Origin of the sequence: Lysobacter sp. TAF61 (genome assembly GCF_052113485.1) — a bacterium.
GTDB lineage: Bacteria > Pseudomonadota > Gammaproteobacteria > Xanthomonadales > Xanthomonadaceae > Lysobacter_J.
The window spans coordinates 70,556-88,849 of record NZ_JBFRDH010000008.1 but is presented as its reverse complement, the minus strand read 5'-3'; the positions used below and the strand labels follow the sequence as shown (position 1 = coordinate 88,849).

The 18,294-nt window shown below is 67.3% G+C and carries 14 protein-coding genes and 1 pseudogene; 12 read left to right on the top strand and 3 right to left on the bottom strand.

Translation table 11 applies throughout. From position 1 onward, the window contains the following. Nucleotides 1-12: 12 nt before the first annotated feature. Nucleotides 13-1,692 (top strand): hypothetical protein, encoded by a 1,680-nt coding sequence (locus AB4Y64_RS16915; RefSeq protein WP_441817633.1) that lies wholly within the window; start codon nucleotides 13-15, stop codon nucleotides 1,690-1,692. Nucleotides 1,693-1,721: 29 nt separating this feature from the next. On the opposite strand, the gene AB4Y64_RS16910 is transcribed toward AB4Y64_RS16915, so the two are convergent. Next, nucleotides 1,722-3,827, bottom strand: a complete 2,106-nt coding sequence (locus AB4Y64_RS16910) for a glycosyltransferase (protein WP_441817632.1) — start codon at nucleotides 3,825-3,827, stop codon at nucleotides 1,722-1,724. A 134-nt stretch (nucleotides 3,828-3,961) separates the two neighbouring features. Between AB4Y64_RS16910 and mrcB the strand changes: the two genes are divergently transcribed. The 7 genes from mrcB (at nucleotide 3,962) to tsaB (ending at nucleotide 12,564) form a co-directional block, all read left to right on the top strand. Beyond that, complete coding sequence (mrcB, locus tag AB4Y64_RS16905; protein WP_441817631.1) at nucleotides 3,962-6,376, top strand: penicillin-binding protein 1B; 2,415 nt, start codon at nucleotides 3,962-3,964, stop codon at nucleotides 6,374-6,376. Then, nucleotides 6,373-6,915 (top strand): tetratricopeptide repeat protein, encoded by a 543-nt coding sequence (locus AB4Y64_RS16900; protein WP_441817630.1) that lies wholly within the window; start codon nucleotides 6,373-6,375, stop codon nucleotides 6,913-6,915. The genes mrcB and AB4Y64_RS16900 overlap by 4 nt, the downstream gene beginning before the upstream one ends. 120 nt (nucleotides 6,916-7,035) lie before the next feature. Next, nucleotides 7,036-9,135 carry an ATP-dependent DNA helicase gene (locus tag AB4Y64_RS16895; protein WP_441817629.1) on the top strand — a complete coding sequence of 700 codons (2,100 nt, stop codon included), beginning with the start codon at nucleotides 7,036-7,038 and terminating at the stop codon, nucleotides 9,133-9,135. 268 nt (nucleotides 9,136-9,403) lie between these two features. Further along, complete coding sequence (locus tag AB4Y64_RS16890; protein ID WP_441817628.1) at nucleotides 9,404-10,426, top strand: TauD/TfdA family dioxygenase; 1,023 nt, start codon at nucleotides 9,404-9,406, stop codon at nucleotides 10,424-10,426. Then, a complete protein-coding gene (locus AB4Y64_RS16885; protein WP_441817627.1) occupies nucleotides 10,423-11,340 on the top strand; it encodes an AEC family transporter in 918 nt (305 codons plus the stop codon). Before AB4Y64_RS16890 ends, AB4Y64_RS16885 begins: the two co-directional genes overlap by 4 nt. Then, nucleotides 11,341-11,742, top strand: a complete 402-nt coding sequence (locus tag AB4Y64_RS16880; RefSeq protein ID WP_441817626.1) for a hypothetical protein — start codon at nucleotides 11,341-11,343, stop codon at nucleotides 11,740-11,742. A 99-nt stretch (nucleotides 11,743-11,841) separates the two neighbouring features. Then, nucleotides 11,842-12,564, top strand: coding sequence for a tRNA (adenosine(37)-N6)-threonylcarbamoyltransferase complex dimerization subunit type 1 TsaB (gene tsaB / locus AB4Y64_RS16875; RefSeq protein WP_441817625.1), 723 nt, complete (start codon nucleotides 11,842-11,844; stop codon nucleotides 12,562-12,564). A 68-nt stretch (nucleotides 12,565-12,632) separates the two neighbouring features. On the opposite strand, the gene AB4Y64_RS16870 is transcribed toward tsaB, so the two are convergent. Both AB4Y64_RS16870 and gshB read right to left on the bottom strand, forming a co-directional pair. Further along, complete coding sequence (locus AB4Y64_RS16870) at nucleotides 12,633-13,511, bottom strand: TonB family protein (RefSeq protein ID WP_441817624.1); 879 nt, start codon at nucleotides 13,509-13,511, stop codon at nucleotides 12,633-12,635. Continuing rightward, on the bottom strand, nucleotides 13,508-14,458 hold the full coding sequence (gene gshB / locus AB4Y64_RS16865) for a glutathione synthase (RefSeq protein WP_441817623.1): 951 nt from the start codon (nucleotides 14,456-14,458) through the stop codon (nucleotides 13,508-13,510). The genes AB4Y64_RS16870 and gshB overlap by 4 nt, the downstream gene beginning before the upstream one ends. Before the next feature lie 373 nt (nucleotides 14,459-14,831). Between gshB and pilG the strand changes: the two genes are divergently transcribed. The 4 genes and pseudogenes from pilG (at nucleotide 14,832) to AB4Y64_RS16845 (ending at nucleotide 18,277) form a co-directional block, all read left to right on the top strand. Next, the gene (gene pilG / locus AB4Y64_RS16860) at nucleotides 14,832-15,230 is read left to right on the top strand and encodes a twitching motility response regulator PilG (protein WP_115843698.1); all 399 of its coding nucleotides are present in this window, start codon (nucleotides 14,832-14,834) and stop codon (nucleotides 15,228-15,230) included. A gap of 19 nt (nucleotides 15,231-15,249) precedes the next feature. Next, complete coding sequence (locus AB4Y64_RS16855) at nucleotides 15,250-15,615, top strand: response regulator (RefSeq protein ID WP_115843696.1); 366 nt, start codon at nucleotides 15,250-15,252, stop codon at nucleotides 15,613-15,615. A gap of 8 nt (nucleotides 15,616-15,623) precedes the next feature. After that, a pseudogene (locus AB4Y64_RS16850) lies at nucleotides 15,624-16,184 on the top strand (chemotaxis protein CheW); the annotation flags it as partial. 68 nt (nucleotides 16,185-16,252) lie between these two features. Beyond that, nucleotides 16,253-18,277, top strand: a complete 2,025-nt coding sequence (locus AB4Y64_RS16845) for a methyl-accepting chemotaxis protein (protein WP_441817622.1) — start codon at nucleotides 16,253-16,255, stop codon at nucleotides 18,275-18,277. Nucleotides 18,278-18,294 lie beyond the last annotated feature (17 nt).

Sequence of the window (18,294 nt, the reverse complement as noted above, 5' to 3'; positions counted from 1 at the left end):
TATGCTTGGCCGGTGACATCAGCTACGCCACATGAACCGGGAAATGCCAGTGTCGACGGCGCGGACAGCGTCCCGGCAGGGCGTGGCGACCGCATCGAGCCGCAATCGGCGCGCTGGGGCGACTGGAAGTGGGGCGACGACGAGCGCGGCGCCGAGAAAAACTGGCGCGACGACGGGCACGACGACTGGCAAGCATCCGGCCGTTGGGCCGATCGCACCGCCAGGCGCATGCGCTGGCGCGGCTGGGGCATCGGCGTCATGGCGGTGGTGTCGCTGGCATTGTTGCTGCTCCTGCTTCGCCAGCCGCTGTCGAACTGGCTGTGGCCGGACACGCGCGCGCAGCAACTGCAGGCTGACGCTTCGCAGGCACTGCAGCAAGGGCGGCTGACATCGCCCGATGGACGCGGCGCAAAGGAGCTCTACGCGGCCGCGCTCGCACTCGATCCCGACCGCAGCGAGGCCCGGCAGGGCATGGCCAAAGTCGGCCAGCAGGCCCTGATCCAGGCCGAGCGCGCGCTGGAACAGCGCGATTACCCATCAGCCCATCGCCAGATCGCGCTCGCGCGTGAACTGGCCGTGCCGCGTGCGCGCGTCGATGCGCTCGAGCAGCGCGTGCGCGAGCGCGAGGCCGGCGACTCCGGCGTCGACAAGCTCCTTGCCCAGGCCGCCGCCGCGCGCAAGGCCGGCCTGCTCGACGGTGGCGACAACGCCGCGTTGCCGTTGTACCAGCGCGTGCTGGCGCTGGAACCCAACCGCACCCAGGCGCTGGAAGGTCGCGAGGACACCCTGGCCGACCTGCTGCAGCAGGCCCAGGTTTCACTGGCGCGCGGCGATCTGGCCGAAGCCTCGGCGCGGATGCAGCGCGTGCAGGCCGCCGACGCCGGCCATGTCGATCTTCCCGATGCGCTTGCCGCACTCAACCGCGCGGCCGAACAACGCCGCGGCAGCGCCGACGCCGAGCTGCGCCGCGGCCGCCTGGCGCAGGCACTGGAAGGCTACCGCGCCGTGCTGGTGGCCATCCCCGGTGACGAACGCTCGCAGCGCGGCATCACGGCGGTGGCCAATGCCTACGCCGGGCGCAGCCAGCGCTACGCCGGCGATTTCCGTTTCAGCGATGCCGAGAAGGAGTTGCTCGAGGCGCGTCGCGTCGATGCCGACGCGCCCGGCGTGGCAGCCGCCGAACAGCGCCTGGCGCAGTCGCGGCAATCGCAGCAGCGCTACGGCCAGCACGTGCCGACGGCCGAACGCCAGCGCCGGCTCGATCAGTTGCTGGCCGACGCGGCACAGGCGGAATCGCGCGGCGACCTGCTGACCCCGCCCGGCGACAGCGCCTTCGACAAGCTGCGCGCGGCGCAGTCGATGGCGCCGCAGGATCCGAAAGTACGTTCGGCGATGACCCGCCTGCTGCCCGCGGCGCAGCGCTGCTTCGAATCGGAACTGCGTGGCAACCGGCTCAGCCGCGCACGCGAGTGTCTCGATGCGCGCGCCGTGCTGGAAGGCGATGGCCCGGCGTTGCGCGACTCGCGCCGGCGCCTGGCACAGCGCTGGATCGCCGTGGGTGACGAGCGGCTGGGCGCGGGTGAACTTCGCGCTGCGCAGGACGCGCTATCGGCTGCGCGCGAACTCGATCCGCAGGCCAGCGGCCTGGGTGAGTTCGCCGACCGCCTGCGCCGCGCTTCGGCCGCCAACTAGGCAGGCAACCGGCGGACCTGTCGGCTCGCTCAGTTGCCTGAGCCGAGCAACACCCGACGCACCACCTCGCGTGCGGCATCGAGCGAGAAATGCCGTTCGACATTGGCCAGGCCATTGCCGGCCAGCCGCTGCCACAACGCTTCGTCGCGATACAGCCGCAGCACCGCCGAGGCGAAGCCGTTGGCGTCATCGGCGACCAGCACGTCCTCGCCATCGCGCAGGTGCATGCCCTCGACGGCGCAGGCCGTGGCCACCACCGGCTGGCCATGGGCCATGCTGAGGTTGACCTTGCCTTTGACGCCGGCGCCGTAGCGCAGCGGTGCGACGGCGATCCGCGCACCGTCCATGTAAGGAGACAGATCGGGAACGTGACCATGGATGCGCACGCCCGGTTCGTCCGCGAGCGCGGCAATGTCGGCCGTCGGGTCGCTGCCAATGCAGTGGAAGACGATGTGCGGCGCCTGCGCGCGAATCAGCGGAAACACCTCGGTGACGAACCAGCGCACTGCATCGACGTTCGGCGGGTGGCGGAAGCCGCCAACGAACACCAGGTTACGGCGCTGTTCGAAGTCCTGGCCGCGGCCGTGGACATGGTGCAGGTTGGACAGGATGTCGACCTTCGCCGCCGGCGCATCGCGTGCCAGCAGGGTGCGCTCGACTTCGCTCACCACCAGGATCGCGTCGCTGCGCGCGATCATGTCCAGTTCCAGCGTGCGCGTGCGCTCGGAGGCTCGCATCAACGCCGGGTCGGACGCCAGCTCGGCACCGCGGCGTTCGCGCAGGTAGTGCAGGTCGACGGTGTCGAACACCAGGCGTGCCTTTGGCGCGTACTTGCGAAGCAGCGGCAACCATTCGCGCAGCACGTAGTGGCGGCATACGACGACAGTGTCGAAGCGATGGCCGTGATCGCGTATCCAGCGTGTCGGCGTGCCGAAGAATGGGGCGTACCAGACCTGCACGCCCAGCTGCTGCAGGCGCTGCGTATCGGCGCCGGCATGGTTGAGGTCGGCGGGCACGAAGGTGACGTGCGCTCCCTCATCCAGCAGCAAGTGCATCAGGTTGACCATGCGCAGCGACGCCGAATCGCGATCGGGCCTGGGCGTTGCGCTGTCGATGATGAGGACGCGACGCTGGCCGGGCGATGCCGAAGCCCGGTCGGCGGCCGTTCCATCGGGCCACTGTCGCGACAGCGCCTCGCGCCACTTCTCGGCGAAGGTGTGGCGATTGCGCACCTGATAGGCCTTGACCCCCTGGTGGACGCTGGTGCCGGCGGTCACGCCTTCCAGGTGCACGACCTGCGAGGCGGGCTGGTACAGCACGCGCCAGCCCGCATCGCGGACGGCGAAGGCGAGGTCGGTGTCCTCGAAGTACGCCGGTGCATAGCGTGAGTCGAATGCGCCGATGCGGGCGAACAAACTTCGCGGGATCGCCACTGCGGCGCCGGAGCAGTAGTCGGCGGTGCGCACGTGCGAGTAGCGCGGATCGTTGGGGCTTTCGAATCGGCCCAGGTTGTGGGCATTGCCATCGGCGAACACCAGCCCGCCGGCTTCCTGCAGACGCCCGTCCGGGTAGATCAGCTGCGCGCCGACCAGGCCGGTGCGTGGGTGCTGGTCGAACGTCGCCAGCAGCGTATCGAGCCAGCCCGGCTGCGGCAGCGTGTCGTTGTTGAGGAACACGAGGTAGTCGCCGCTGGCCAGCGCCGCGCCGTCGTTGCAGGCAGCGATGAAGCCGCCGTTCTGGCTGCGGCGGTGGTAGGTCAGGCCGGCAACCCGGGTCAGCGCGCTTTCGGTCTCGTCAGACGAACCGTCGTCGACGACGATGATCTCGACGCCAACCTCGGGCGGGTGCGCGGCAATCGCGCGCAGGCAGGCCAGCGTGTGGGCGAACTGGTTGTAGACCGGGATGACGATGCTGGCCCGGGGTTGCATCGCCCGCGGTACGGAAAAGGGAGCGAATGGCGCGCGATCGGGCAAGTACAGCTCGGGCCGGTGCGCCGCCGGGACCCGGTGGAAGTGGCGGGCGACGCGTTGCCAGGTGGCCTCGATGCCACGGGTGCGCAAGCTGGTCAGGCCACGCCGGAGCAAGCCGATGCCGCGATCAAAGAAGAACCGCACCTCGGTCCAGCTCAGGCCCATCGATCACTCGCCATTCTGAAGATTCCTTAACGCAGACTTTGCCGCGGCCACGCCCGTGCGGGGTGGCCGGCCGGCTGCGATAGACTCGCGGCCAAGAGGGCGCAGCCCTGACATTGTCCCATGCCGCCCCACTTATGCCAGCACGCCACACCATCGACTACGACGAAGACGAATCCACCGACGACAGCCAGCCCCCGCAGTGGCGGCGGCGTCTGGTTACCTGGCTGCTGGCCGCGGTCGGGCTGGGCTTGGGTTTCCTCATTCCCTACACGCTGTACCTGAATCACGAGGTCGGTGAGCGCTTCGGCCAGCTGCGCTGGCAGATTCCGACCCGGGTCTACGCGCGCCCGCTGGAACTCGCTCCGGGGCTGGCGCTCGATGCGACCACCCTCAAGACCGAGCTCGATGCCGCCGCCTACCACGCCGGCGACGGCGTCCGCGCCGGCAGCTATTCGCGCGACGGCGGCAAATGGCAGATCTCCAGCCGCGGCTTCAGCGACGTCGACGGCGCGGTTCCGGCGCGGCGGATCGAAGTGGTGCTGTCGGGCAGCCGCGTTGCCGGCGTGCGCGATGCCGACAAGAAGCGGCCGCTCAAGACGGTGCGGCTCGACCCGGCCCGTATCGCCACGCTGTACGGCCAGAAGCAGGAAGAGCGCCGCCTGGTGCGCCTGAAGGAAGTGCCCGAACTGCTGGTCACCGGCCTGCAGGCCGTCGAGGACCGCGACTTCAACAGCCACCACGGCATCGACGTGACCGGCATGCTGCGCGCGGCGTTCAAGAACGTTGCCGCCGGCCGCGCAAAACAGGGCGCGAGCACGCTGACCCAGCAGCTCGCCCGCAGCGGCCTGCTCGGCATCGGTCGCGAGCAGACCCTGACCCGCAAGGGCAAGGAGATCCTCTACGCGCTGCTGATCGAGGCCCGCTACGACAAGGGCACGATCCTGGAGGCCTATTTCAACCAGGTCTACCTCGGCCAGCGCGGCGCGCAGGCGATCCACGGCGTCGCCGCCGGCTCGGAATTCTGGTTTGGCCGCGACCTGGCCGACTTGAGCACCGAACAGATCGCACTGCTCATCGGCATCGTCCGCGGGCCGTCGTACTACGACCCGCGCCGCAATCCCGAACGTGCGCTTGAGCGGCGCAACTTCGTCCTCGGCGAGATGCGCGAAACCACGCTCATCGATGACGCCCAATACCAGCGCGCGCTGAAGGCGCCGCTGGGCGTGACCAAGGACCCCGGCAGCATCGCCGCCAACCGCTTCCCGGCCTACGTCGACCTGGTCCGCCGCCAGCTCGCCCGCGACTATCCCGCCGATGCGCTGTCCGGTGCCGGCCTGAGCGTGATGAGCGGCATGTCGCCATCGGCGCAGGCGATGGCCGAAGGCGCCGTCGCGCGCACCCTCAAGAGCCTGGACAACAAGCGGCGGCCGCCGCTGCAGACCGGTCTTGTGGTGACCGACGTGCACAACGGCGAAGTCGTCGCCGTGGTCGGCAGCCGCAGCGTCACCGAGCATGGCTTCAACCGCGCGGTCGAGGCGCAGCGCCCGGTCGGTTCGCTGCTCAAGCCGTTCGTCTACCTGCTGGCGCTGGCGCAGCCGGGCAAGTACTCGCTGGCCAGCTGGGTCGACGATGCGCCCGTCACGGTCGCGCTGGGCAAGAAGAAGAACTGGAACCCGGGCAACTCCGACGGCCGCAGCCACGGCACCGTGCGCCTGATCGACGCACTGGCGATGTCCTACAACCAGGCCACGGTGCGCGTGGGCATGCAGGTCGCGCCCGAGCGCATCGCCAGCCTGATCAAGACCCTGGCCGGCATCGAGGCCGAGCCCAACCCGGCGCTGATCCTGGGTGCGGTCGACCAGAGCCCCTACGCGATGGCGCAGCTGTACCAGTTCCTGGCATCCGGCGGCGAGATCCAGCCGCTGCATGCCGTGCGCGGCGTGCTCGACGCCAATGGCCGTGCGCTCAACCGCTACGACAAGGACCCCGCGCCGGCGCAGGAAGGCGACGCCATCGCCGCGCGCCTGATCACCATCGCGCTGCAGCAGGCGGTGTCGAACGGCACCGGCAGCCAGCTGGTCCGCGACGGCCTCGGCCGCCTCTCGCCGGCGGGAAAAACCGGCACCAGCAACGACGGCCGCGACAGCTGGTTCGCCGGCTGGACGGGCGATCACCTGGCGGTGATCTGGGTCGGCAATGACCAGAACCAGACCACCGGCCTGTACGGCGCCACCGGCGCGATGCGGGTGTGGTCGGGGATCTTCTCGCACTTGCCCAGTGCGCCGCTGAAGGTCGGCGACAAGGGCATCGACTGGCAGTGGACCATTGCCAGCAACACCACCGATCCCGATTGCATGGGCGCGCGCCGCTTCGCCTACGTCGCCGGCTTCGCTCCCGGCTACGCGCCGTGCCCGGCGCCGGAACCGGTGGCCGAGGAAGGCCAGGGCGGCTGGCGCGAGTGGTTCGGCTTCGGCCACAAGGACGAGGAAAAGCCGGCCGAGCCGGCCGCGGAGGCACCGCCGCCGCAGCAGCAGGAGAACCTGCCGTGACGAGGTTGAAGTCGCAGGCCACGACGCTGGCGCTGGCAATCGCGCTGCTGTCGGCCTGCAGCACCACGCCGCCGCCGACGCCGGTACCCGTGTTCGACGCGCCTGCCGCGGTCCGCGCGGTTCGCGCCACCGGCGGTGCAGCCAGCAGCGAACTGGACGTGCAGCCGCTGCGCGACCCGCAGGTCGAGGATCTGCGCAAGGACGCCGAGCAACTGGAGAAGGCGGGCCAGTATCCGCAGGCGGCCGCGGCGCTGGACCATGCCCTGCAGCTCAATCCGGACGACCCGGCGCTGCTGCAGGAGCGCGCCGAGGCAGCGCTGCTGAACGAGCAGTTCGACGATGCCGAACGCTTCGCCCGCCAGGGCCTGGACGGCGGCTCCAGGGTCGGGCCGTTGTGCCGCCGCCACTGGGAAACGATCGCCCAGGTCCGCCAGGCCAGGGCCAGGGCGCTTCCGGTGGAAATTCCTGACGCTCCCAGCGCCGCCGATGCCCGCCGTGAGCGCGACGCCTGCACCATCGCCGCACCGCCGCGATACTGAAATGCGAGCGACAATGGTGGGTGCTGGAAGCGGTGGCCTCGCAGGGTCGCCAGCAAGCCGGCCCCCTCATCGGATCGCACATGACTTTGCCTTGCCCCCGCACGCAGGACCGCCCAGCGCATGAGTAATCGCCTCAGCGAGGCGAGCCGTGCGGCCCTGGCCGACGGCGGCGAACTCTCGCGCAACATCCCGGCCTTCACCACGCGAATCGCCCAGCAGGATCTCGCCGCGGCGATCGCCGATGCCGTCGACAGCCGCGGCACGCTGCTGGCCGAAGCCGGCACCGGCACCGGCAAGACCTTCGCCTATCTCGTGCCGGCGCTGCTGTCGGGCAAGAAGACGATCGTCTCCACCGGCACCCGCGCGCTGCAGGACCAGCTCTACCACCGCGACCTGCCGCGCGTGCGCGACGCTCTCGGCATCGGACTGAAGACCGCGCTGCTCAAGGGCCGCGCCAATTATCTGTGCCACTACCGCATGCGCCAGGCGCAGGGCGAGCCGCGCTTCGCCACGCGCGAGATGGCCGCGCAGTTCCAGCGCATCGTTGCCTGGTCGGGGCGCACGCGCATGGGCGACCTGGCCGAACTGGACGCCCTGCCAGAAGACTCGCCGCTGCTGCCGATGGTCACCAGCACCACGGAGAACTGCCTGGGCAGCGAGTGCCCGTTCTTCGCCGACTGCTTCGTGGTGCAGGCGCGGCAACGCGCACAGGCGGCCGATCTGGTCGTGGTCAACCATCACCTGCTGCTGGCGGACCTGGCGCTCAAGCAGGAGGGTTTCGGTGAAATCCTGCCGGGCGCGCAGACCTTCGTCGTCGACGAGGCGCACCAGTTGCCCGAGTTGGCCGCGCAGTTCTTCGGCGAAGCGCTGAGTGCGCGGCCGCTGGTGGAACTGGCCCGCGATGCGCTGACCGAATGCAAGCAGGTGCCCTCGGCACTGGCCGCGGTGCAGGACCCGGCACGCGCGCTGGAGCAGAGCGTGCGCGCGCTGCGTGCGGCGATGGACGAGCTGCCGGTGCGTGGCACGCGCAGGCGCGCTGCCGAAGAACCGGCGGTCGAAGAGGCCTTCGACGGCTTGGCCGATGCTTTGCGCCAGTTGCACAACGTGCTGGCGCCGCTGGCACCGGCATCCCCGGGCTTCGACGCCTGCGCGGCGCGTGCCGTCGAGTTCGAAGGGCGGCTGCAGCGGTGGCGCGACGACTCGGCCGAAACTGGCGCGCAGGAAGGCGACGCGCAGGACGACGACGAGTTCGCCGACGACTTCGCCCAGCTCGACGCCGCCGCCGACGCAGCAGACGCCGCCGCAAAGGCCAAAGCCGCGAAGAAGAAACGCGACGACGGCAGCGTGCTCTGGTACGAGCTGACCGCGCGCGGGTTCCGACTCAGCCGCACCCCGCTCGACGTCGCAGGGCCACTCGCGCAGCACCGCGCGCAGTCGCATGCGGCCTGGATCTTCACCTCGGCCACGCTCGCCGTCGGCGGCCGCTTCGAGCACTACGCGATCAAGCTCGGCCTGTACCTCAAGGGTGACGATCCGCCGCAGACACTGCTCGTGCCGAGCCCGTTCGACTGGGAAAGGCAGGCGCTGTGCTATCTGCCGCGCGGCCTGCCCGATCCGACCGTGCGCAACTACAACGAGAGCATGGTCGAGAATATCCGGCCGGTGCTCCAGGCGTCGGGCGGGCGCGCGTTCGTGCTGTTCGCCTCGCACCGTGCCTTGCGCGAGGCGGCCGAACTGCTCAAGGGTGGTCCGTGGCCGTTGTTCGTGCAGGGCGAAGCGCCGCGACCGGTGTTGCTCGAACGCTTCCGCGCCTCCGGCAATGGCGTGCTGCTGGGTGCGGCCAGTTTCCGCGAAGGCGTGGACGTGGCCGGCGATGCGCTCAGCGTGGTGGTGATCGACAAGCTGCCGTTCGCCGCACCCGACGACCCGGTCTTCGAGGCGCGGCTGGACGCGATCCGCCGCAATGGCGGCAACCCGTTCCGCGATGAGCAGCTGCCGCAGGCGGTGATCGCGCTCAAGCAGGGCGCCGGTCGCCTGATCCGCAACGAGCAGGACCGCGGCGTGCTGGTCCTGTGCGACCCGCGCCTGACCAGCAAGACCTACGGCAGCGTCTTCCTCAACTCGCTGCCGCCGCTGCCGAAGACACGGCATGTGGAGGATGTCGGCGCGTTCTTCGCCGAAGTGCCGGAAGACGCCACCGCGGAGCCTGACGTCGAATAGGAGTCGCCGGCGCTGGGGTGGGGCGTAAGTGTCGGCATCCCTGAGTGTCGGCATCCTGTACCGATGAGATAGGGCTTCGAATTCGCGCTATTCGTGCCGGCTGACAGTGAGTTCGGAGGATTCCTATGGACTCTTCCCAGGCTGTCCGCAACCCTTATGGGCCGAGGTCGACTGACTGTTTTAGTTGGGCGATGGATGCCCCGGCAGCTGTCGAAAGACGGGTCCGTACAAGCCTGTACGGGCGAAAACCAAACATCATGGATGATGCATGGCTACCAGTTGTTGCAGTTTCAGGCTTACCGACTCGGAAAGAGAGCGCTTTCGCGAATCAATCGGCTCAATCCAGTACGATCCCAGCGGTGGCACCGCCTACGTAACTGACGTGAGAATTGCGGCGCAATCGGCGCTCCCGCGCCGGGTGGTCGATGCCCTTGCCGAGCAGCGCGCTTCGCTCAGTCCGCAGTCGCATCTGATCTTTGACAACCTTCCTGTCGACGAGGAAGTGTTTACCACTCCTAGCCCAAACAGATTCGATCCGTCCTGCAAGAGCGGCGTAGTGAGCGAGAACTCCGTGATGGCATTCGCAGCAACACTTGGCGAGCCATACTCCATCGCCTTCGAGGGACCGGAGGTGGTCAATAACTTGATTCCGGCGCCAGGATCAAGGGCGGAGTACACCGGTCTTGGCTCCGAGCTCGAGCTGGATTTTCACATCGAGAATGCCGCGCTAAAGTGCATGGGGGAGCGAAATTTCTCGCCGTTGGGGCTCGTACTTGCCGGGGTGCGTCATGACCCCAACGGACCAAGCACGCGGCTGTCCGACGCGCGATGCGCATTGGAGCGACTTTCGAGCGAGACTGTTGCGGAACTGATGAGGCCTTCGTACCGCATCAGAGTGCCTTATCGCTGGAGAGGGGCAGGGGAGGCAGGGTTGGAGCGAACCGGTCCTGTTCCGATTGTGAGCGGAAACCCAGACTTTCCCGAAGTGTATGCCGTGTTCTACGGAGACATGGTGGAGTCCATGGGTGAGCCATCCAGGCGGGCCCTGCAGCTGTTCCATGAACAGATAAAGGCCTGCTCCCTCGCGATCGACGTCGTTCCTGGACGTCTGCTCTACATCGATAATCGCTTCACCCTTCACTCAAGAGATGCCTTCCAGCCGACGTTCGACGCCTTCGGGAATCCATTGCGTTGGGTGCAGCGTGCATTCATCGCGTCGAATTTGTGGAATCACCGAAATCTTGTGCGGATTCAGAGGCGGGTTTTCATGCCTATCGAAGCGGCTGCATGATCGAGGTCATCGAAGCGGTCTTTCCGATCTTCTTGCTGATAGTTGCTGGCGCGATTACAAAGCGTTGCTTCATAGGCAGTGATGACTTCTGGTCGACGGCAGACAAACTGGTCTATTACCTGTTGTTTCCGTCCTTGCTTGTCCTTGACGTCAGCGGCGCCAGGTTCCTGGGTGGCGAAGCCTTCCCGGGAGTCGTTGCAGCCATTGGGGCAACGACGTTCGTTGCGTTGATCGCCTTTGCCGTGCAGGCGATCACAAGCCTCCCAAACAGCGTATTCACTTCGATCTTCCAGGGGGCCGTCCGCTACAACTCCTATGTCTTTATTGCGCTTTCGCAATCGTTGTTCGGAGAGGATGGAGTCGCCATTTCTGGCGTGTTCGTCGCCTACATGATCGTGTTGACGAACGTGATGAGCGTGATGGTTTTGAATCGCTATGGAACAGACGGGAGAAGGAGCATCGCCAACATGCTGGGCGCCCTGATCAGGAATCCTTTGATTGGCGGGGCACTCCTTGGTGTCGTCTTGAATGTATGTGACGTAAAGATCCCCGAGATTCTTGCGCAGTTGCTCCGCTATCTCGGCGGTGCGGCCACACCCTTGAGTCTGATGTCGGTAGGAGCGGGCCTCATCTTCGTGACACAGGTCCGCAAGATCGCGATCACTGTGTACTCGTCCGGATTGAAACTGTTGGTGATGCCGGCCATTACCCTCGCACTCCTCAAATTCCAGGGCGTGGCCGGCGTGTCGGGGAACGTAGCTCTGTTGTATGCGGCCGCCCCGTGTGCAGGGAACGCCTACATTCTGGCCCGTCAGATGGGGGGCGATGCAGAGGCAATGGCGTCGATCATCACGTGGACGACGGTCGGATCTGTTGTGACGATCACCCTCATCCTGAGTCTGGTAACGCTGTAGATGACCACTCCGGAACTACCACTGCTCGACTATTCGGCGTTGCTTGAGTTGGCAGCGCATACCTGCAGCATTTCCGTCGCCTGTGCATGCACCCGTCCCGTGCCTCGCGCTTGGACAAGCATGCCGCTGTCACTACCCAACACGCTGTTGGACGAGGTCGCGACGCTGCGCGGATCTTCGGCGGAAGAGTTGACGTTCGAGGAGTTCCATCCGGCTGGAACAAACTTCTGGTCCGAGGACGCTCCCATTGCCATGGGGTTCTACCCGTATAACGACTGCACGGTATGGTCGTGCAGGCGATGCGGCCGTTCATTCCTGTTCTACGTCGAGGGGGGAGGCTATTTCGTGGATCGACGAATCCGGCTTCTTTCCCTGGATCTGGTCAGGGCCGCCGAGACCTGAGTCGAACTGGACCCTTCGCCGGTGAAGGCCTGGCCAGCTCGGGGAGTCGTTCGGGGGCAGTAGAATGTTGTCATTCCCAGGTAGAGGCCCGGTTGACCCATGAAGCTCCTCGCCTTCGAAACCGCCACCGAAGCCCTCTCCGTCGCCGTGCTGGTCGACGGCGAGGTGCGCGAACGTTTCGAGCTGGCGCCACGCCGCCATGCCGAGCTGGCGTTGCCATGGGCCGATGAATTGCTGGCGCAGGCCGGCGTCGCGCGCTCGCAGCTCGATGCGATCGCCGTTGGCCGTGGACCGGGCGCCTTCACCGGCGTGCGCCTGGCGATCGCGGTGGTGCAGGGCATCGCCATGGCGCTCGATCGCCCGGTCGTGCCCGTGTCGACTCTGGCGGTATTGGCCATGCGCGCCGATCAGCGTTCCGTTGCCCGCGCGGACGAGGGAGCGCGCGTGCTCGCCGCGATCGACGCGCGGATGGGAGAGGTTTACTCGGCGGCATTCCTGGTTCGCGACGGCGATGCGCATTCCTTGTCGGCTGAATCCGTGTGCGCGCCAAACCTGGTGACGCTGCCTGATGCATCGCGCAACTGGCTCGGCGTGGGCACCGGTTTCGGCGCGGCCGAGGGCGCCCTGGCGCAGCATCTGGGCGGTCGCGTCATCGCCGTCGATCCGACGCAGTTGCCACATGCAGCCGATGTCGCTCGCCTGGCGGCGCATGCGTTTTCACGTGGCGAAGCGGTCGCGCCGGAACGGGTCGAGCCGGCCTACCTGCGCAACAACGTCGCGTTGACGATTCGCGAGCAGCAGGCATTGCGCGACTCGCGCTGACGCACTGTTCCCGGTCAGCGCACCGGTGATTCAACGCACCGGTGATCGGCGCGCGTCCATTCCACCGGTCATTCGTCGACCAGCGTGCCGCCCGGCAGGAAGTTCCACGTCCGCGTCACGTGCAGGATGTCCGGGTTTTCCTCGGTCCTGGGCAGCGGCGGGTAGGGCTCGGCGAGCTTGGCGATGCGCAGCGCCGATGCGTCCAGCAGCGGTACGCCGCTGGTCTTGACGATGTCGGCGCGCTCGACCGAGCCGTCGCGACGGATCGCCACGCTGATCACCACCTGGCCGGCGAGATGGCGGCGGCGGGCCTCGTCGGGGTAGTTGAGGTTGCCGACGCGCTCGACGCGGTCGACCCATTCGCGCAGGTAGCCGGCCCAGGTGTATTCCTGCGTGCTGGCCGAGACGAACTTGCGCGTCGGCCGCTTGGCGTAACGCTCCGAGCGCATGTGGATCTCGGCGGCCAGGCGCGCCATCTCGATGTCGTGCTCGATCTTTTCCTGGCCGCGCGGCAGCGGGCGTTCGCTCGGCGCCGGCGTGGTGCGGGCGGTGGCCGTGACGGTTTCGCCGCGGCTGCTGGTGACCACCCGTGCCTGCGGTGCCGGCTGCGGCGCCGGCGACTGTGCGCGCAGCGGGCGCGGCGCCAGGCCGGTGGTGGCCTGCGGCAACGGACCGGACTGGGCCTCGCGCGGGCGCGTGCTCTTGTCGTGCTCGCCACCGCCCTGGTTACTGGCCTGGGCGAGGAAATCCGCCTGTTTCGGCGTCAGCGCCGAGGTGGTCTGGGTCAGGATCACGTCCAGCGTCGGCATCACCGGCGCGGCTTTCTCCAGCGTCCAGCCCAGGCCGAGCAGGAGGATGCCGTGGACCATCAGCGACAGCACGAAGGTGGCGCTGACGCGACCGTTTTCGGCGTCGCCATAACTCTGCGGTGCGACCACAGCGCTCATGCAGCCAGGCGAGCCTCGATCGCGTCGAACATCAGCCCGGCGATGTTCAGGCCGTACTGCGCATCGAGCTCACGGATGCAGGTAGGGCTGGTGACATTGACCTCGGTGAGGTAGTCGCCGATGACGTCCAGGCCGACGAACAGCATGCCGCGACGCTTCATTTCCGGGCCGACTTCGGCCGCGATCCAGCGGTCGCGATCGCTCAGCGGACGGCCTTCGCCGCGACCGCCTGCGGCGAGGTTGCCGCGGAATTCATCGCCCTGCGGGATGCGCGCCAGGCAGTAGTCGACCGGCACGCCGTCGACCAGCAGGATGCGCTTGTCGCCATCGCTGATCTGCGGCAGGTAACGCTGCGCCATGGCCAGGCTGTGGCCACCGGCGGTCAGCGTTTCCAGGATCACGTTGAGGTTGGCCTCGCCCGCGCGCGCGCGGAAGATCGAGCGGCCGCCCATGCCGTCGAGCGGCTTGAGCACCGCCTCGCCGTGCTCGCCGACGAAGGCCTTGAGCGCGGCGTTGTCGCGGCTCACCAGGGTCGGCGGGCAGCACTGCGGGAACAGCAGCGCGGCCAGTTTCTCGTTGTAGTCGCGCAGGCCCTGGGGGTCGTTGACGACCATCGCGCCGGCCAGCTGGGCCAGGCCGAGCACCTGGGTGTCGTGGATGTATTCGTTGTCGACCGGCGGGTCCTTGCGCATCAGCACCACCTGGCCCGGGCCGAAGGTCAGCGTGCTCCAGTCGCCCAGTTCGAACCAGCCGGCCTTGTCGTCGCGCACCTTCAGCGGCGCCACTTTCGCCAGCGCCGTACCGTCGCGCACGGACAGCCCACCGGGTTGCACGTAATGCAGGCGATGGCCGCGGCGCTGCGCTTCCAGCAGCATGGCGAAGGTCGAGTCCTTGGCGATCTTGATCGACCCGATGGGGTCCATCACGACGACGATGTCGAGCGGCATGGCGGCACTGCTGGAAAGAATGCGGCAGATGGTAGCAGCCCGCCCGCCGCCCCCGGCCAGCCCGGTGGGCCGGACTGCGGCCCTGTGCCCGCCGTCCATCCGGACTGGTACCTGCGTCGCGGCTCGGGAACGGGGTCGTCGGCAGCGGCGGGGATCTGGGGTATACGCATCCCACGTGCCCGAAAGTCGCCCCGCTGGCCGGTCCCCCGACCCCCTGCTGTTCGATCTGGAAGCGGTTCCCGGCTTGACCGGGCCCGTGGCGCGTTCAGCATGCCCGCTGAAAAGTTTGCTTGACAGCTACGGCGCGGCTTGGAATAAAGACAGCTGGCGAAGTGCCCGCAGACGCGCGGCATTCGCACGGGGGAAATCGAAAATGCTAGACGAGGTCCGCAACGGCAGCCTCGGCGGTCTGAAGGTCATGGTGATTGATGACTCCAAGACCATCCGCCGAACCGCCGAAACGCTGTTGAAACGAGAAGGCTGTGAAGTGGTTACCGCCACCGACGGCTTCGAGGCGTTGGCGAAGATCGCCGACCAGCAGCCACAAATCATCTTTGTCGACATCATGATGCCGCGCCTGGACGGCTATCAGACCTGCGCCCTGATCAAGAACAACCATCTGTTCAAGGGCACGCCGGTCATCATGCTGTCATCGAAGGACGGGCTGTTCGACAAGGCGCGCGGGCGCATCGTCGGCTCCGAGCAGTACCTCACCAAACCATTCACCCGCGAAGAACTGCTCGACGCGATCCGAACGCACGTAAACGCCTGACCGGGGGGTAAGGCAACAAATGGCACGTATTCTTCTTATCGAGGACTCGCCGACCGATACGGCGGTCCTTACCCAGCTTCTTGAGCGCAATGGCCACCAGGTGCTGGCCTCGGGCAATGCCGAAGACGGCATTGAAACCTGCAAGCGCGAGAAGCCCGACCTGGTGATGATGGACGTCGTGCTTCCGGGCATGAACGGCTTCCAGGCGACCCGCGCGCTGTCGCGCGATGCCGACACCAGCACCATCCCGGTCCTGATCGTCAGCACCAAGGGCATGGACACCGACAAGGCGTGGGGTATGCGCCAGGGTGCCCGCGACTACATCGTCAAGCCGCCGCGCGAAGACGAGCTGATCGCCCGTATCAACGCCTTGCTGGGTGCCTGACACAGATGTTGCATTCGCCGTTCGATGTGCTGGTCGACTACGAGCGCCGCAGCCTGGCGCACGTGGTCGGTCTGCCCGAGCAGCTCGACGCGCCGGGCCTGTGGCGCGGCGTCGGTTACCGCATTGGTGACCGTCGCCTGGCCTCCGGCTTCGGCGAGGTGCTGGAAATCCTCCCGCTGCCGCAGGTCACCCCGGTGCCTGGCGCGCAGCCCTGGCTGCTCGGCCTGGCCAACGTCCGCGGCAGCCTGCTGCCGATCGTCGACCTCAAGCAGTTCCTGGAGGGCCAGCGCACCGTGCTGCATGAAAGCCAGCGGATCCTGCTGGTTCGCCAGCCCGGTGGCGACGTCGCCGTGCTGATCGACGAGCTCTACGGCCAGCGCAGCTTCCTGGAGCAGCAACTGGTCGAGGTCGAAGTCGAGCCGGTGGCCGAAGAGGGCACCGACCTGGCGCTCGCAGCTGGCCGTTACAGCCATTTCATCGAGCGCGCCTACCGCCTCGACAACCATACGTGGGGAATCTTCAGCCTGGATCGGCTGGCCCGCACGCCTGAATTCCGCCAAGCGGCCTCTGACATGCCGCGCACTGACATGTCGCGGTCCGAGAGCCGCTCCAGCAGCAACATTACCGAGGTCGAATCATGAGTGTCACTGCGATTGATAGCGCTGCCGGCAAGGGCCGTAGCCTTGGCGTCAACACCTGGCTGATCGTGCTGGGCATTTCGGTGCTGATCTTCGGCCTCAACACCGGTTACGCAACGTGGAAGGCGGCCCGGCTCGGTGGCGCCAGCTCCTCGGCCTCGGACCTGCAGGTGAACTCGCAGAAGCTCGCCGTGCAGGGCTCGGAGGCGGTCAGCGGTAACGCCGCGGCCTTCACCGCGTTCAAGGAAACCCGCGGCCAGATCGTCGCGGACGTGGAGCAGCTCAACACCAACTTCGGCGACACCGCCGGCGTCTCCGGTGCGATCAAGACCGTCGCCGACACCTGGGGCCCGCTCGGCAAGAGCGCCGACCAGGTGATCTCGAGCGAGACCGCGGTGCTGGCCCTGGCCGGCAACGCCGACAGCTTCACCAGCCGCGTGCCGCAGCTGCAGGCCCGCCTGGACGAACTGGTGCGCGCGATGTCGGCCTCCGGCTCGCCGTCCTCGCAGGTCTATATCGCCCTGCGCCAGGTGGTGCTGTCGGGCAAGATGAACGAACGCATCACCCAGATCCGCGCCGGTGGCAGTGGCGCTGCGCTGGCGGGTGAGGCCCTGGGCCGCGACGCCGCCGTGTTCGGCAACGTCCTGACCGGCCTGCGCAAGGGCGACGCCGCCTTCGGCGTGACCCCGCTGGGCAACAGCAACGCCCTGGCTGCACTGGCCCAGGCCGAGACGCTGTGGCTGGAAATGAAGAAGGACCTGGACGCCATCCTGTCCAGCTCGCAGAACCTGTTCCGCGCACAGGCCGCGGCCGAAGCGATCACCGGCGGCTCCAACAAGCTGCTGGCCGACAGCCAGAGCCTGTTCCGCGCCTTCACCGCGTTCGGTTCGCTCAAGGACACCAGCTTCGCCGGCAACCTGTGGATCTCGATCCTGTCCGGTGGCGCGGCGCTGCTCGCGATCGTCTTCCTGGTGTTCTCGCTCAACAGCCAGCAGAAGAAGCGCTACCTGACCACCAAGGAACTCAACGACCGTAACCAGGAGGCGATCATGCGCCTGCTGGACGAGATGGGTTCGCTCGCAGAAGGCGACCTGACCGTAAAGGCCACCGTCACCGAGGACATGACCGGCGCCATCGCCGACTCGATCAACTTCGCCGTCGAGCAGCTGCGCAGCCTGGTGCAGACCATTACCGATACCTCGGTGCAGGTCGCCGCCAGCGCCCAGGAAACGCAGGCCACCGCCATGCACCTGGCCGAGGCAGCAGAACACCAGGCGCAGGAAATCAACTCCGCCTCCAGCCGTATCAGTGAAATCGCGGCCTCGATCAACCAGGTGTCGCGCAACTCGGCCGAATCGGCGGACGTGGCGCAGCGCTCGGTGCAGATCGCGACCAAGGGCGCGGGCGTGGTGCGCCAGACGATCGCCGGCATGGACTCGATCCGCGACCAGATCCAGGAAACCTCGAAGCGAATCAAGCGACTGGGTGAAAGCTCGCAGGAAATCGGCTCGATCGTGGAACTGATCAACGACATTTCCGAGCAGACCAACATCCTGGCGCTGAACGCGGCAATCCAGGCGGCTTCGGCCGGTGAAGCAGGCCGCGGCTTCGCGGTCGTGGCCGACGAAGTGCAGCGACTGGCAGAACGCGCGTCCAACGCCACCAAGCGAATCGAAACGCTGGTCCAGACGATTCAGTCCGACACCAACGAAGCGGTCAGCTCGATGGAGCAGACGACCTCGGAAGTGGTCGCCGGTGCACGACTGGCCGAGGACGCGGGTACCGCACTGGGCGAGATCGAAAAGGTGTCGTCGGACCTGTCCAACCTCATTCAGGGCATCTCGACCGCTGCGCAGCAGCAGTCCAGTGCGGCATCGAACATCACCGCGACGATGAACACCATCCAGTCGATTACCGCGCAGACCTCGCAGGGTGCGAACCAGACGGCGGCGTCGATTGGAAACCTGGCGCAACTGGCCGCCGACCTGCGCCGCTCGGTCGCCGACTTCAAGCTGCCGGCCTGACAAGGACGAGGTCGATG

What these genes read in the sequence shown, in the direction of transcription:
- AB4Y64_RS16910 (WP_441817632.1), bottom strand. Translation starts at nt 3,827, where the DNA reads ATGGGCCTGAGCTGGACCGAGGTGCGGTTCTTCTTTGATCGCGGCATC.
- mrcB (WP_441817631.1), top strand. Translation starts at nt 3,962, where the DNA reads ATGCCAGCACGCCACACCATCGACTACGACGAAGACGAATCCACCGAC.
- AB4Y64_RS16895 (WP_441817629.1), top strand. Translation starts at nt 7,036, where the DNA reads ATGAGTAATCGCCTCAGCGAGGCGAGCCGTGCGGCCCTGGCCGACGGC.
- AB4Y64_RS16890 (WP_441817628.1), top strand. Translation starts at nt 9,404, where the DNA reads ATGGCTACCAGTTGTTGCAGTTTCAGGCTTACCGACTCGGAAAGAGAG.
- AB4Y64_RS16885 (WP_441817627.1), top strand. Translation starts at nt 10,423, where the DNA reads ATGATCGAGGTCATCGAAGCGGTCTTTCCGATCTTCTTGCTGATAGTT.
- AB4Y64_RS16880 (WP_441817626.1), top strand. Translation starts at nt 11,341, where the DNA reads ATGACCACTCCGGAACTACCACTGCTCGACTATTCGGCGTTGCTTGAG.
- tsaB (WP_441817625.1), top strand. Translation starts at nt 11,842, where the DNA reads ATGAAGCTCCTCGCCTTCGAAACCGCCACCGAAGCCCTCTCCGTCGCC.
- AB4Y64_RS16870 (WP_441817624.1), bottom strand. Translation starts at nt 13,511, where the DNA reads ATGAGCGCTGTGGTCGCACCGCAGAGTTATGGCGACGCCGAAAACGGT.
- gshB (WP_441817623.1), bottom strand. Translation starts at nt 14,458, where the DNA reads ATGCCGCTCGACATCGTCGTCGTGATGGACCCCATCGGGTCGATCAAG.
- pilG (WP_115843698.1), top strand. Translation starts at nt 14,832, where the DNA reads ATGCTAGACGAGGTCCGCAACGGCAGCCTCGGCGGTCTGAAGGTCATG.
- AB4Y64_RS16855 (WP_115843696.1), top strand. Translation starts at nt 15,250, where the DNA reads ATGGCACGTATTCTTCTTATCGAGGACTCGCCGACCGATACGGCGGTC.
- AB4Y64_RS16845 (WP_441817622.1), top strand. Translation starts at nt 16,253, where the DNA reads ATGAGTGTCACTGCGATTGATAGCGCTGCCGGCAAGGGCCGTAGCCTT.